This window comes from Pedobacter kyonggii, assembly GCF_004310665.1.
GTDB classification, from domain to species: Bacteria; Bacteroidota; Bacteroidia; order Sphingobacteriales; family Sphingobacteriaceae; genus Pedobacter; species Pedobacter kyonggii.
In genome coordinates this window covers 347,808-361,617 of the sequence record NZ_SIXF01000001.1, presented here as the reverse complement: position 1 = coordinate 361,617, position 13,810 = coordinate 347,808, and the positions used below count along the sequence as shown (strand labels likewise).

The window sequence follows — 13,810 nt, the reverse complement described above, 5'->3', positions numbered from 1 at the left end:
GGGCAACTAACTATAAACTAGCAAACTACAGGATGATTATTTTTGGTAAAATGGGGCCAATGCTTTCTGGTTTTTCCACCTTGCCACAAGGCTGTCGAAAGGATCGTAGTCAAAACTGACATTTTCACTAAAAAAACACAAAGGGAAAGTAGGCATCGGTGTAAATAAATTCCCTATTTATATTATATGTTTTAATTATTGATATTTGTCTTTTATATTAGCGCATAGAATCCTTATTTATCATTAACTTATATAACCATAATCCACCAAAAGGATGAGAAAAATTAATGCTCTCAAAGGAACACGCTGTCTTGCATTATTTGCATCAATCAGTCTGAGTTTATTTATCTACTCTTGTAAAAAAGATAATCAGGAAAAACTTGAAAATGCAGAAATCATTTCTGATGTAAAGTCCTGGTTCGGCAGTCAAACATCAAACAGGCTTCTAACGACTTCACTCTTCCGGCAGTCAGGTTCCAACAAAATTTCCGCTCTGAAACCTACTCGTACACAAACAATCCCTAATGCAGCAGATCATTCATTGACCATTGACTGGGAAAATGCAAAAACTTACCAATCTTCAGACAGCACAATTATCGAAGTGCCAGTGACCAGTGATGGACTTTTTAAATTCAACACTAAAGTTCCTATTGAGGGAGAAAAGATCAGCATGAAGAAAAGTTTTACTAGACTACTGTTCATAAAAACAGCAACAGCGACCGAAGGATATTTCATGACTATTATTAATAGTGACGAATACCTTGAAACTACATCAAATCCTGAACAAAATACGTTTTTGAAAAAAGAAGCAAGCTTTATTGGTACTGTAGTGTATCATGATTTTCAGGGTAAAATGACAAATGCTATATCGATCGGCGGAATAAAACTGCTAAATAAAAAGGTATCCGTAAACTCTCAAGCTGCAAGAGGTAAAATAATGCAGGCCTTTCCTGATGAATGCAAGGAAACAGACATATATCAAGTGATTGGCATTGGTTGCTTTGACATTGGAGCTTATACTTACTGTGAGAATTCTTACAGCATTTATGTTGGCCGCACAAAATGCGGTGGTGGTAGTGAGCCAGGAGCTGGTTCAGGTGGTGGTGCAGGTGGAGGGGGTACTAGTAATCCGCCCGTGATATTGAAAGTTGATGTAGACTCAAATGCCAGACAATGTTTAAAAGACATGAAGGCTGCGCTTGAGAGTCTGGGAATGAAAAATACAAGTAAAACCGCAGGGCTGATTTCTGATATATTAAACAAACTTAATCTAAGCCAGGGAAGTAACTTTAATGCCATCATTAACGAAGGTGTTACCGCAAATGGCCATCTTGCTGAAACCATATGGATTACTGATCCTAATAATAGCTCTAACCTTCTTACGCAAATAAAATTTGATTCGGGCTATCTCAATAAACTCACCGATTTGGCGGTTGCAGCAACAATGATGCACGAATATATACATGCTTACTTTGATTGGAATATCCGCTTGATGAATGAGGGGAAGACTGGATTCGATGCTAATTTCCAAGCAACCTATAAATTTTTATTTGATAAAACTGGGGCACCCTTGAACGATCAATTAGGCACATATCAGCATGAACAGATGGCAAATAGTTTTGCCACATCAATTGGTGAGATGGTGAAAAAATATGCGGATTCTCAAGGAATCACCTATCCCGCAGATCCAGATTATTTTAAGAAAATCGGTTGGATCGGGTTAACCGGAACACCATCTGCTACGCACGCTCCTCCAGGTACATCTTATACACTCGCCTCAGAGGAAGGATCTTCAGGAACTACTCCATTAAGTCAACGGTTAAAATGTAAACAATAATTTATTATCCACGCATTATGAAATACAAAATACTATTCATTCTGATTCTGACGTTAAATTGCAAAGCAATTTTTGCCCAAGAAAAATCCAGCGTCCCTCCTTTGTATAAGTTTCTGAAGGATAATACTGATACTACATTCGTTCTAAAATACGAAAGTAACTGGAACCTTAACCCGGAATATCTAATACTAAGTAAAAAGAGAGATACCATAAATGCTTACGTTTATAAGATTACCACTAGTCTCGACCAAAGAATCGTGATTCCCCATAATTTTAGCTATAAGTTCTACCAAAACACTCAAGTTCCAGTAGATGTAAATCCTTATTTCAATCCCAAGTATTTATCTGCTGATAGCCTTATGAATATCTGGAAAGAACTAACCAGTTTAAAACCCTGGAGTATTAATGATGATCAAATTGATGGTGCAGGCTGCCCAGTTAGTCAAGACAGTTTACAAAGACAGATACGAGACGCAGCAAGTATTAAATTAAGCTTAATAACAAAAAAAGGTATAAAGGAACTGAGCTTCTATGCTCCTCAATACTATGAGAAAGAAATTTGTCCTGGAAGAACTGGACGGCAATTGATACTTAAGATTGAAGAATTATTTATAGCCTACATCAAAAGATGATTTCAGCTGAGATCTTCAATAGATTATCCATTGAGTAAATGACATAACTGTAATTCATAATCCCGCAGAAAAAGGATGAAAAAATTCAATGCTCTATCGAAAAAACATTGATTCACTTTGTTTATTGCAGCCAGTCTAAGTGTATTTATCTATTCATGTAAAGAAAATAATCAGGGAAAACTTGAAAATGAGGAAACCATTTCTGATGTAAAGTCATGGTTCCGCAGTCAAACTAGCGTTAAAGGAATATCCGTTGGGTTAATGAGAATGAAAACTATGTGTTATGAATCATTTGATGATCAACAATAGTATATCTACTCATAAAAGTATCTCGTCATATACCTGTATTGGTATGTCTTCCAAATATGCTATCTGTAGAGGAAGTCGCTAAAGACTGTACAAACTTTGGTTAGATGAGCAGCCTAAAATAGCCCAAGTTGAAATTGTATCGAAATCTATAGTATTACTGACTATGTTTCGTATATTTAACTATAGCATTTGCAGCTAAAATATATTTAAAAAAAGGTGCGTTATTCGGGGAGTCGAACTACAAAACCATCCAGATATTGTTTAATCGCCAATTTTCACACTAGGTGTGAATCCCAGCGGGATTAAGTACCTCAATCTTTAAAAAGTTATCTATTGCAAATTTGAAATATAATCCACAACTAGATATTATAAAATGTTAAAAGCCGCAAAAATTTTTGCGGCTTTTAACATTTACTCTGAAAGCTAAATTAAAGTTTAATTACTACTGAACTGTTGTTTAAACTTACCCATATCATGGCTGACCTTGGTATCAAGAACTTTTGCATAGTGCTGAGTAGTTTTTAAGGCAGTATGCCCAAGTATTTTGCTAACTGTCTCAATTGGAACCCCATTCGAAAGAGTTATTGTTGTAGCAAATGTATGCCTGGCTAGGTGAAATGTCAAATGTTTATCTACGTAGCAAAGATCTGCGATCTCTTTCAGTGGGCTAGGCCAACAGCGCTTTGCCACCTTGCGGTGGTAAGTCTCTGCTAACCCGCCCCCGAACCGTACGTACATGTTTCCATGTATACGGCTCTCCATTGTCAACATAACCTTACTTATCATAGCTTTTGTGGATTAATGCATCGCAATTTTGACAGACTGCGAGCGTTTTACGATGGCGTTTGATCATCACTGCATTCCATCTGGTGTCAGCTTTAAGCTGATTGATGTTACGTACGTGATGCATCACGAGGTCTCCCATTACACCACATAGTTCACACTTTCTCTCTTTTAGCCTTTCCACAAGTGTGGGCGCTGGAAGATACATGGTGTTGGGTGTCTTGTCGTATTGGTTATCCTCGTAGATGTCCATAAAGCGTTTACATTTGAATCCACCATTATACCATACTCTTTGTTTCCCGTTGCCTTTGTTATCCCTATAGGGGATGACCACATCCGTTCCGTCTCTATACTTTTCAAGTATTTGTCCGACGGTTCTTTTGTGCTTACGGCCAAGAGTTTTGAGCATGCTATATTTCATGAAGTAATTGAACTTCCATCCCTGATTGATAGCTGATATTGTCTGCGATAGAATAGTAGTTGTAGAATCCCCGCAATTCAAGATTGTATTGCGCCATGATATCTGCATCTTGCCTATTCACCATATACTTGCGAGACGAGGGTTTAAGCGTTTGTTTCCTGTCTACCTGTGTGATAAGCACAGCATTATAGGATTGAAGTCGCTTAAGTACGGTCTGGTAAGATAAGTTTAAGACAATTGTTCCTGTCCACGAACGGCGCTGTAGTAAATATCCATTTTTCACCATCTACCCCTAGAGCGATTTCAGAATGTTTTAGTTTTTTAACATCGGCATAGGATAATCCTGTAAAGCAACAAAAAATGAAAATATCCCTAACTTGTTGTAACCTTCCTATAGTTAATTCTTTAGCTATAATCTTATCTACTTCCTCTTGGGTTAAATAGGTGCGTTCTTTGGCTTTGGCTGTGGATTTATAGGCGATGAAGGGAGCCTGTTTCAGCCATCCATTCGCCATACAGTAATTCGCGATCTTTTTAAGGTGTTTAATATATTTTGCGGCAGAAACATCGCTACACTCTGCCCGTAAATAATGTTCAAAATTATTAATGTGTCTATAACGCAAGTCAATGAAGGCATAATTAAGTTCACTGATCTGAATATCATCTTGAGCGTACTGTTTTCGAAGGAAATCTGTTAAGTGTCTTTCAGATGTAATGTAGCCTTTTAGTGTATTGGCTTCAAAGCCATTCCCGATTAATTTCTTTATCCTCGAATTATGTTCTGCAAATAACCTCATTAGATATCTGCTTTTTTGTGATTTGCCTGTAAACTGTCCTTGCAAAGTCGCTGCTGTAATCTGTTGCCCTGTGTCGAGTAAAAGCCTGATGAGCCATTCTCATCTTGCTTTGTAAGCTATCCAGATAGCTATTGAGTGTTCTGACATCTTCCTTTGTGCCAATAGCACGCCCTGCAGAACTGTTCCATTTGTCGGATTCACATTCACGACCAATAGACATTTCTGCCCATTTACCATCTACGGTGATGCGCATATAAATGGCCCTAGGGCCTCCTTTGTAGACTTTTTGCTTTCTTAGATAATAAAGCAGATGGAAATTACCTTTCATAATTACTTACTTAGAGTGAAACAAAAGTAAGACAGCAGCTAGCCCATATCAAGATGTTTAGCGACTAAACATGTTAGTGTACAGTTTATTATTGGGAATTCAGTGCGTAGTATTTTCCATTTTTGATACGCACCGAAATACACACTTTTTTATTGCGGTTTGATGTGTATTTTAGGTTTTTGATATCAATAAAAAACCCTGCAAATGTTTGATTTGCAGGGTTTTGACATCATTTGACATTGGTTTTTGTAGCCCGTAGGGGAATCGAACCCCTGTTTCCAGAATGAAAATCTGGCGTCCTCACCCCTAGACGAACGGGCCATTAATCTGAGTTTTGACTTTGGAGTCTTTAGTTTGGAGAAACTCCCAACTTAAAACTCTCAACTCCCAACTTCTTGGTAGCGGGGACACGACTCGAACGTGCGACCTTCGGGTTATGAGCCCGACGAGCTACCAACTGCTCCACCCCGCACTCTCATGTATTTTTAAGGGAAATACCAACCTTCAATTTTGCAGTGTTGAAACTGATAAAAAAAACCGCTCAGCTTTTGTAGCGGTTTCGTAGCCCGTAGGGGAATCGAACCCCTGTTTCCAGAATGAAAATCTGGCGTCCTCACCCCTAGACGAACGGGCCATTAATTTGAGTTTTGACTTTGGAGCTTTAGTTTGGAGAAACTCCCAACTTAAAACTCTCAACTCCCAACTTCTTGGTAGCGGGGACACGACTCGAACGTGCGACCTTCGGGTTATGAGCCCGACGAGCTACCAACTGCTCCACCCCGCACTCTATACAACTCGTTTTTTTCTTTGAATTAAATCCTTAACTCTGTTTCCGAATTGGAATGCAAAGATATAATTCGTTTCTTTGTGCTGCAAATTTTTTTTAAAAAATATTTTAATGGCGCATAAAGCAGGTTTTGTTAGTATAATAGGTAAACCAAATGTAGGTAAATCTACCCTCATGAATGTGCTTGTAGGCGAGCGACTTAGCATTATAACTCCTAAGGCACAAACCACAAGACACCGCATTTTAGGTATCGTAAATGAAGAAGAATATCAGATCGTTTTCTCTGATACTCCGGGTATAATTAAGCCAAAATACAGTTTACAAGAGAGTATGATGAGCTTTGTTAACGGATCTTTGACCGATGCCGACGTACTTTTATTCGTAACCGACATCAACGAAGAGCACGATGAGGAAGACGTTCTGGAGAAAATTCTGAACCGTAATATCCCTACAATTGTACTCATCAATAAAATAGATAAAGCATTACAAGAACAGGTTGACGAGAAGATTGCCTATTGGCAGGAGAAGTTAAATCCGGTTGCTATTTATGCAATTTCGGCTTTGCATAAACACAATGTCGACGGATTATTGGATCGCGTGCTCGAAATGTTGCCAGAACATCCACCATATTACGACAAAGAAGATTTAACCGATCGTTCAGAACGTTTCTTTGTTTCGGAGATTATCCGTGAAAAAATCTTCCTTAATTATCAGAAAGAAATTCCTTACAGTACCGAGGTAATTGTGAAGAGTTTTAAAGAAGAGGAAATGAAAAACGGTAAAGGTGCATTGATCAGGATTACTGCAGAAATTGTGGTCGAACGCGATTCGCAAAAGAACATTTTAATCGGTACAGCCGGGAGCATGTTGAAGAAGGTAGGTACCGAAGCACGTTTAGAAATTGAGAAATTTTTAGACAACAAGGTTTTCCTGGAGATGTTTGTGAAGGTAATTCCCGACTGGAGAAGTAAAAAGAATTATTTAAAAAGCTTCGGTTACGATAATTAATTTCGATTTTTAGGATATGAAGAAAAATTTAACGTTTCTCTTGCTGCTGATCGGTACAGCAGTTTTTGCCCAGGAATCAAACAATGGTAAAAAATTGTGGGCAAAATCTATCCTGAACGAAAAAGCGCCAGACCTGGTTGTTGAAAAATGGATTTCAAAACAGCCCGATACTAAAGGGAAGTTTGTGCTGATCGATTTTTGGGCAACCTGGTGCGGACCATGCAGGGCATATATCCCTACATTGAACGATATCCAAAAGAAATATGCCGATAAAATTGTCATTATTGGTGTTTCTGATGAAGCAGTAGAAAAAGTAGAAGCTTTTAATAATCCTAAAATCAACTATTTTGAAGCCATAGACACTAAGGGGACAGTAAAAGACTCACTTCAGGTTAAAGGTATTCCGCATGCTATTCTTATCGATCCGAAAGGAATTGTTAGGTGGGAGGGCTTCCCTTTATTGCAGGGAAATCAATTAACCGAAGAAGTAATAAAAGGACTTTTAGAAAAGTATAAAAATTAATATTAATAGAGGTTACAAAAAATAACCGTACCTTTGCAGCCCGAAATAAATCGGTTAGTAGTTGATAGTCAATGGCTGATAGCCAAATAGTTTGAGCAGCTTGCCTAAACACCACGACCATTAACTATAAGCCATTAACTATCAAAAGAACACCATGAGTAATATTATAGCCATCGTAGGCAGGCCAAACGTAGGCAAGAGCACCCTTTTTAATAGATTAACCGAAAGCCGTAAGGCGATTGTAGATGATATCAGCGGGGTAACCCGCGATAGGCACTATGGAGTGGGTGAGTGGACAGACAGACAATTTACAGTAATCGATACTGGTGGTTATGTAGCCAACTCAGAAGATGTTTACGAAGCCGCCATCCGTGAGCAGGTAATGATCGCCATCGAAGAAGCCAGCGTATTAATCTTTATGGTTGATGTAACCACAGGCATCACCGATTTAGATGACGACATTGCCCAGGTATTGCGCAGAAGTAATAAACCCGTTTATGTTTGTGCAAATAAAGTTGATAATACCGCTTTATATAACGAAATCCATACTTTTTATGGTTTCGGATTAGGCGAAGTATATCCATTGTCATCAATGACTGGTTCTGGAACAGGGGAGTTGTTGGATGAGATTGTTAAAAATTTCGAAGATATTCCGGAAGAAGAAAATCAATTGCCTAAAATTACCATCGCAGGCCGCCCTAATGTGGGTAAATCTTCTTTGGTTAATGCATTAATTGGTAAAGAGCGTAATATCGTTACTGCAAATGCAGGTACAACCCGCGACTCGATCAAAATCCATTATAACCAGTTCGGTCATGAGTTTATGTTGATCGATACTGCTGGATTACGTAAAAAAACAAAGGTTAAAGAAAACTTAGAGTTTTATTCGGTAATGCGTACCATTAAAGCTTTAGAAGAAGCTGATGTTGTGGTATTAATGATCGATGCCGTAGAAGGAATCGAAAGTCAGGATATTAATATCTTCCACCTGGCCGAGAAGAACAAAAAAGGTATCGTAATTCTGGTAAACAAATGGGATTTGATCGAAAAGAATACCCAAACCATGAAAGCTTTCGAAGAGCAGATCCACGAGCGTATCCGCCCTTTTACCGATGTGCCAATTGTATTTACTTCGGTATTAAACAAGCAACGTATCTTCAAAGCAATTGAAGCGGCTTTAGAAGTTTATAAAAACCGTAGCAAGAAAATCCCTACATCTAAATTAAACGATGTGATGTTGCCGCTGATCGAGAAATTCCCACCACCGGCATTAAAAGGAAAACACATTAAAATTAAATACATCACGCAAATTAATGCTACTTCGCCAATGTTTGCCTTTTTCTGCAACTTACCACAGTACATTAAAGATCCGTATAAACGTTTCATCGAGAATAAATTGAGAGAAAACTTTGATTTTTCTGGTGCACCGATCCAGATTTATTTCAGACAGAAATAGGCTAAGGCTAAAGGTTTAAGGTCGGGATACCTACAATATAATTAAAAACAGGGCTGCATTCATAGCGAAAGCAGCCCTGTTTTTGTTTTTTGTCATTCTGAATGATCATTTTTTACGGAACATTGGAGCTGAAGCGATATTTATATAGAGATCGTCATTCCCAACTTGATTGGGAACCCTAATGCACTAAGCTTTAAGATTCCCACCTGCGTGGGAATGACGGCCAATAGCCGCAATCTGTTTTGTTCGTAGAGATTACAATAGGTGGTCTACTTTCCTAAATCTGTGCTCATCCTCCTTATCTGTGGTAAAAAAATACCATTACCTTTGCTTCATGCAATTACAAGTACAAAATAGCTTGGTAGCTGACATCGATGCCATTTTCGAATTTTACGATATGGCTATTGCCCACCAAAAGAAAGTATTTAATAAACATTGGCAAGGCTTTAGCAGAGAAATGGTGCAAACCGAAATTGATGAAAACCGCCAATATAAAATTCTTGTAGATGGCGTGATGGCCTGTGTATTTGCGGTTACGTTTAACGATCAGTTAATTTGGGGAGAACGGGATCACGATGCGATTTATATCCATAGGATTGTAACCCATCCCGAATTTAGAGGCTATTCTTTTGTGAAGGAAATTATAAAATGGGCTAAGGATTACGCAGCAAAGAACGACATTAAATTTATCAGGATGGACACCTGGGCGGATAATGAAAAACTACTCGAATATTATACAGGCTGTGGCTTTGATTATGTTGGGGTGGTGAGCATGGAAAAAACCGATGGGCTACCAAAACACTATGAAGGAATCAGTTTAAGCTTGTTTGAGATCGTGGTGTAGCACATTGCAAACGTGGATCAATGGTGTTTGTTCGTCGAGATTTGTAATCTCGTCGCACTGCGCTGTGGATTTGCAATCCACAAAAGTCTAAACTCAAAACGGTTGCAAAATCCCGACTAACGAGGGAGGCCTAATCTACTCGAGGTCAGCATCTTTTTAGTATCGTCCTCGTTGCAAACGATGACGATGTATTAAATCATTTCAATTTAATTTTCCAGCTTAACATATCATCAACTTCTCCAATATGGATAAAGTTGTTTTTTTCTAAAATGGAATACGAGGCCACATTGTCTTTTGTGGTAGCGGCAAAAACGGATTTCACTTTTGGCTGTTCCTTAGCCCATTCTATTAATCGGCCAACGGCTTCCGTCATAAAGCCCTTACCTCTAAATTCCTCGTAAGTACCATAACCGATCTCAATTTCGCCATTTGGATCAGGCTCACCAACAAAACAGATATCGCCTACCATTCTATGATCGGGCTTAGATATGATTGTCCATAAGGTATGGTACAGATAATCTTTATCCTTATCGAAAACGTTAGGTAAAATTGTTTCTTCCAAAGCATCATGAAGCGAAGGTGAGATGTTTTTTTTGGTTGGCAAAAGACCAAACTCTTGTTCTAAAGAATGATCATCTTTAATGTATTTTAAAAGCTGATCGTGTGTTAAGGGTTTTAAAATGAGACGTTCTGTTTCTATCATGCTTGAGTTTGTTAGATAGACTAATATAAAGCTTTGGTTTTTGAATAACCAAAATTTTAGAACAAGCTTTTGTTAATTAAACCTGATGGGAATTACATCGATTTTCTTCAGATAGAATGTACAGCAGGATATTAGCCAAAAGCTTCAGCTACTTTTTTGCCCAGTGTGCCTGTTGCGCCTACAATTATTATTTTCATCTAGTATTATGTCTTAAAAAGATGCATATAATCTCCCGCAAATTTCGCAGAAAAGCGCTGATTTGTAATTTTACGCTACGTTAATCTGTGTGATTAGCGGGAAATTGATTAGCCATTATACAATTAACTTATCAATAAGTGTGTTTAACGTGTAAATACTAATTTAGCATCGTTATTAAACATCGGCTTCATTGAAATGTTTACATTGCGTCAATCCTGCAACACCATTTCAGCTTCAAGGTCAGCAGTCAAAAGATCGATATGCGATTGCATTACGTTAGGCATGCAGATGATATGCGAATTTCCCTGCTCTGCTGCCAACTGCCATTTTTTGCAGATTGCTGCAGATGGGGTAGGGAAGTTTACGGTTATGGCATTCGCATTTCGCCACGCGGCAATACCCAGCGCTTTAAGTTTTTGTTCGGTATAAGCTGCTGTTGCTAAACTGTGCATGGCTCTGCTTTTTAAACCTGTTATGCCCAAACGTTTAATGGTGTGCCATAAAAACAAGGGGCTATGGCCATTTCTAGATCCGGTAATGGTGGTATCAACACTTCCGATGTAAGCCACCGAACGGGCAATCCGATCACGGTTCGATTTTTTGGCAATCACCACACCGCAAGGCATCGGCGAACCAAAAAACTTGTGACCACTAATGGCGATGCTGTCTGCGCCATCTTCAAAGTCGAATGCTGGTCTTGGTTCAATTAATGCACTGTACGTGCCAGAAAGTGCTGCGTCAGCGTGGATATAATAATGTTGGATAGCCAGTTTTTTTAAGATGCTTTTAATTTTGGCAACATCATCACGTGCTTCGGTCATGGTGGTGCCAATATTGGCCATGATGATAACAGGCATATGGCGGTTCATCCTAATGGTGTGTTCAAGGTCTTCGTAATCGATTTCTCCATTTTCCTGGGTGCGGATAACGATATTCGACATATTGAGTAAGTGCAGGTTCTTTTGCACACTATAATGTGTAGCTTCAGAGTAATAAACCATTCCTTTAGGATGTAATTCGCGGGCAAGATACAAGCCGTAAAGATTTCCTTCTGAGCCACCATTGGTTACATAACCCCACCAATTATCTGCAGGTGCACGGAAAAGCTCGGCAAAAAACTGTACTACTTCTTTTTCCAGCTCACGTGAGCCTACTGCATAGGTTGAAGTAACGAAAGGATCACCCAGGTTGTTCATCGGATACTTTAAAAAATCAGAAAGTGCCTGATAATCAAAGTCCTTCGAAACAGGATAACCTAAGAATAAATCGGTCTGTTCTTTAACATGCGCTAGCAGATCATTTAATATCTGCTGATCTTTTTCCTTTAATTTGCTCGCTTTCATAAAGATATGATTTGCTGACAAAATTAACAAAACAAAATATAGTATTACTGATTGTTTTAAATTAAGAATATTATATCGAAAAACGTTATTTTTGTGGAATTAAAATTCTTTTTAGTGTCTGAGTTTATTCGCCATAGCATATAAAATATGGCTATTGAAGGTTAAGTAGCGCTTGTCTTACGGCGTTGTCGGTTTGGTTTGCAGCCTTATAATAGCCTACATCGCCCAGGTAATAACGGCAAAGCAAAGCTTTTAAATCATTCAAGATCACGTTTTTCGAATTATACAATTGAAAACGGTCTATCGCTACATTTTTGCGTTGGAGATACCCGATAAAGTCTTTAAAGTCGTTATCATTTATAGTGAAGATATTGATATTCTGCTCTACGAAACTGGCGCTATACTTATTGGTAAGTACATTAAATACATAATCAGAAAGCACTTTTTTGCTCACTAAATTGCTGTAAAACTTATTGTAGCCACTCGTGTCTAATTTTACAAATACATCAGGCTGGATACCGCCAATCGGTTTAACTTTTCTGTTCGGCTGAATATTTACACCTTCTGTTTTCTCAACAGAGTCCTGAAAAGAGGCCCGATCTCCGGTAAGCTCTCCGTCCATCATGCGTTCGTCTAATTCATGTTTGTAGGCGTCGTAACCTTTTTTATAAGATTTTTGGATACTACGACCAGATGGTGTGTAATACCTTGCAATGGTCAAGTTCAATGCAGAGCCATCACCAAAAGCAAATTGCTCTTGTACCAAACCTTTGCCAAAAGAACGGCGACCAACAATAATTCCGCGCCCCAGATCCTGGATGGCTCCAGCTACAATTTCGCTGGCCGAAGCCGTATTTTCATTAATCAGGATAGCGAGTTTGCCATTTTGAAAAGCGCCAGTGCCTGTAGAAAAATAATCGGTACGTGGCTCATGTTTACCCTGTGTATATACTATAAGTTTGTTCTCTGCTAAAAACTGATCGGCCAGGCCTGTAGCAGCAGTAAAATAACCTCCTCCATTATCGCGCAGATCAAGAATCAGTTTTTTCATGCCCCTTGTTTTCAGGTTATTGGCTGCAGCAGAGAAATCGTTATCTGTATTGGCGCCAAATTTACTGATCCGCACATAACCGGTTTCGTTATTGATCATATAAGCGGCATCAATACTGCTGATGTTTACTTTGCCTCGTGTAACCATAATGCGGTTACTTTGCTGCGCTCCTGGATGTAAAAGTACCACGCTAACACCTGTTCCTGATCTGCCTTTAAAGCGACCGGTAAGTTGGTCTTTTGGTAAGTTTCTCCCACTTACAACTGCCGTATCGATACTTAGAATTTTATCGCCCAATTTTATCCCCGCCTGGTAAGCAGGGCCATCTTTAACCACGCCAGTAACCATCATGGTATCGTTAAGCATATAATATTCTATGCCCACACCCTCAAAGTTCCCTTCCAGGTTATTGGTCATATCCTGCGCATCGGTTGGTGGCAGGTAAACACTATGTGGATCGAGTTGGTGCAGAACGCTATCTATGGGTAAGTTTTGAAGCGAATCGGTATTAATATCATCAACATAATTACCGTTGATGATGTGTAAAATTTCGTTTAATTTTTCGTCACTATTGTTGGCTAGCTGAGGACTTTTTTTAACGCCAAAACCTTGATCTTTAATGAATTTTATGCCCAAAAACATACCTACTATTAAAATTACAGAATAGCTTACAGCGATCAGTACGTTATTTCGGGTGTTTTTTTTCATCAGCGTTATTGCAAATTTATGAAAATTAGCGAGTTGATATATTTTTTAACTGCATTTTCATGTCTTTTGTTTATAATATTTA

Annotated in this window: 13 protein-coding genes, 4 tRNA genes and 1 pseudogene; 6 read left to right on the top strand and 12 right to left on the bottom strand. The window is 38.6% G+C overall.

Annotated features, from left to right (window positions below; translation table 11 throughout):
• Positions 1 to 274 precede the first annotated feature (274 nt).
• Both EYS08_RS01635 and EYS08_RS01630 read left to right on the top strand, forming a co-directional pair.
• The gene (locus EYS08_RS01635) at positions 275 to 1,837 is read left to right on the top strand and encodes a hypothetical protein (protein ID WP_131028111.1); all 1,563 of its coding nucleotides are present in this window, start codon (positions 275 to 277) and stop codon (positions 1,835 to 1,837) included.
• 17 nt (positions 1,838 to 1,854) lie between these two features.
• Positions 1,855 to 2,469, top strand: coding sequence for a hypothetical protein (locus EYS08_RS01630; RefSeq protein ID WP_131028110.1), 615 nt, complete (start codon positions 1,855 to 1,857; stop codon positions 2,467 to 2,469).
• 744 nt (positions 2,470 to 3,213) lie between these two features.
• Here EYS08_RS01630 and EYS08_RS26250 read toward each other — a convergent pair.
• The 9 genes and pseudogenes from EYS08_RS26250 to EYS08_RS01590 all read right to left on the bottom strand — a co-directional run.
• Positions 3,214 to 3,441 (bottom strand): annotated as a pseudogene (locus EYS08_RS26250) (tyrosine-type recombinase/integrase); the annotation flags it as partial.
• A 112-nt stretch (positions 3,442 to 3,553) separates the two neighbouring features.
• Entirely contained in the window at positions 3,554 to 3,970 is a 417-nt protein-coding gene (locus tag EYS08_RS25985) for an HNH endonuclease (protein WP_208745762.1), read from the bottom strand.
• 1 nt (position 3,971) lies between these two features.
• A complete protein-coding gene (locus EYS08_RS26565) occupies positions 3,972 to 4,268 on the bottom strand; it encodes a group II intron reverse transcriptase/maturase (protein WP_208745761.1) in 297 nt (98 codons plus the stop codon).
• Entirely contained in the window at positions 4,186 to 4,779 is a 594-nt protein-coding gene (locus EYS08_RS01615) for a site-specific integrase (RefSeq protein ID WP_131028108.1), read from the bottom strand. Before EYS08_RS01615 ends, EYS08_RS26565 begins: the two co-directional genes overlap by 83 nt.
• Positions 4,757 to 5,107, bottom strand: a complete 351-nt coding sequence (locus EYS08_RS01610) for an Arm DNA-binding domain-containing protein (protein WP_131028107.1) — start codon at positions 5,105 to 5,107, stop codon at positions 4,757 to 4,759. The genes EYS08_RS01615 and EYS08_RS01610 overlap by 23 nt, the downstream gene beginning before the upstream one ends.
• A 249-nt stretch (positions 5,108 to 5,356) precedes the next feature.
• Positions 5,357 to 5,428 (bottom strand) — tRNA-Glu (locus tag EYS08_RS01605).
• Positions 5,429 to 5,503: 75 nt separating this feature from the next.
• Positions 5,504 to 5,579, bottom strand: a tRNA-Met gene (locus EYS08_RS01600).
• 90 nt (positions 5,580 to 5,669) lie between these two features.
• Positions 5,670 to 5,741: transfer RNA gene (locus EYS08_RS01595), tRNA-Glu, on the bottom strand.
• A gap of 74 nt (positions 5,742 to 5,815) precedes the next feature.
• A tRNA-Met gene (locus EYS08_RS01590) sits at positions 5,816 to 5,891 on the bottom strand.
• A 114-nt stretch (positions 5,892 to 6,005) separates the two neighbouring features.
• Here EYS08_RS01590 and era point away from each other — a divergent pair.
• From era to EYS08_RS01570, 4 genes are all read left to right on the top strand, one after another.
• On the top strand, positions 6,006 to 6,902 hold the full coding sequence (gene era, locus EYS08_RS01585) for a GTPase Era (protein WP_029274793.1): 897 nt from the start codon (positions 6,006 to 6,008) through the stop codon (positions 6,900 to 6,902).
• 16 nt (positions 6,903 to 6,918) lie between these two features.
• Positions 6,919 to 7,425 (top strand): TlpA family protein disulfide reductase, encoded by a 507-nt coding sequence (locus tag EYS08_RS01580; RefSeq protein WP_131028106.1) that lies wholly within the window; start codon positions 6,919 to 6,921, stop codon positions 7,423 to 7,425.
• 154 nt (positions 7,426 to 7,579) lie between these two features.
• Positions 7,580 to 8,881: a ribosome biogenesis GTPase Der gene (gene der, locus EYS08_RS01575; protein WP_131028105.1), complete on the top strand. Its 1,302-nt coding sequence runs from the start codon at positions 7,580 to 7,582 to the stop codon at positions 8,879 to 8,881.
• A gap of 334 nt (positions 8,882 to 9,215) precedes the next feature.
• Positions 9,216 to 9,725 carry a GNAT family N-acetyltransferase gene (locus tag EYS08_RS01570; RefSeq protein WP_131028104.1) on the top strand — a complete coding sequence of 170 codons (510 nt, stop codon included), beginning with the start codon at positions 9,216 to 9,218 and terminating at the stop codon, positions 9,723 to 9,725.
• A gap of 196 nt (positions 9,726 to 9,921) precedes the next feature.
• Here EYS08_RS01570 and EYS08_RS01565 read toward each other — a convergent pair whose 3' ends face one another.
• The 3 genes from EYS08_RS01565 to EYS08_RS01555 all read right to left on the bottom strand — a co-directional run bounded on the left by EYS08_RS01565 (position 9,922) and on the right by EYS08_RS01555 (position 13,728).
• Positions 9,922 to 10,428 carry a GNAT family N-acetyltransferase gene (locus EYS08_RS01565; protein ID WP_131028103.1) on the bottom strand — a complete coding sequence of 169 codons (507 nt, stop codon included), beginning with the start codon at positions 10,426 to 10,428 and terminating at the stop codon, positions 9,922 to 9,924.
• A gap of 407 nt (positions 10,429 to 10,835) precedes the next feature.
• Positions 10,836 to 11,969 (bottom strand): histidine decarboxylase, encoded by a 1,134-nt coding sequence (locus EYS08_RS01560; RefSeq protein ID WP_131028102.1) that lies wholly within the window; start codon positions 11,967 to 11,969, stop codon positions 10,836 to 10,838.
• 151 nt (positions 11,970 to 12,120) lie between these two features.
• The gene (locus EYS08_RS01555; RefSeq protein ID WP_131028101.1) at positions 12,121 to 13,728 is read right to left on the bottom strand and encodes a S41 family peptidase; all 1,608 of its coding nucleotides are present in this window, start codon (positions 13,726 to 13,728) and stop codon (positions 12,121 to 12,123) included.
• Between the last annotated feature and the right edge of the window lie 82 nt (positions 13,729 to 13,810).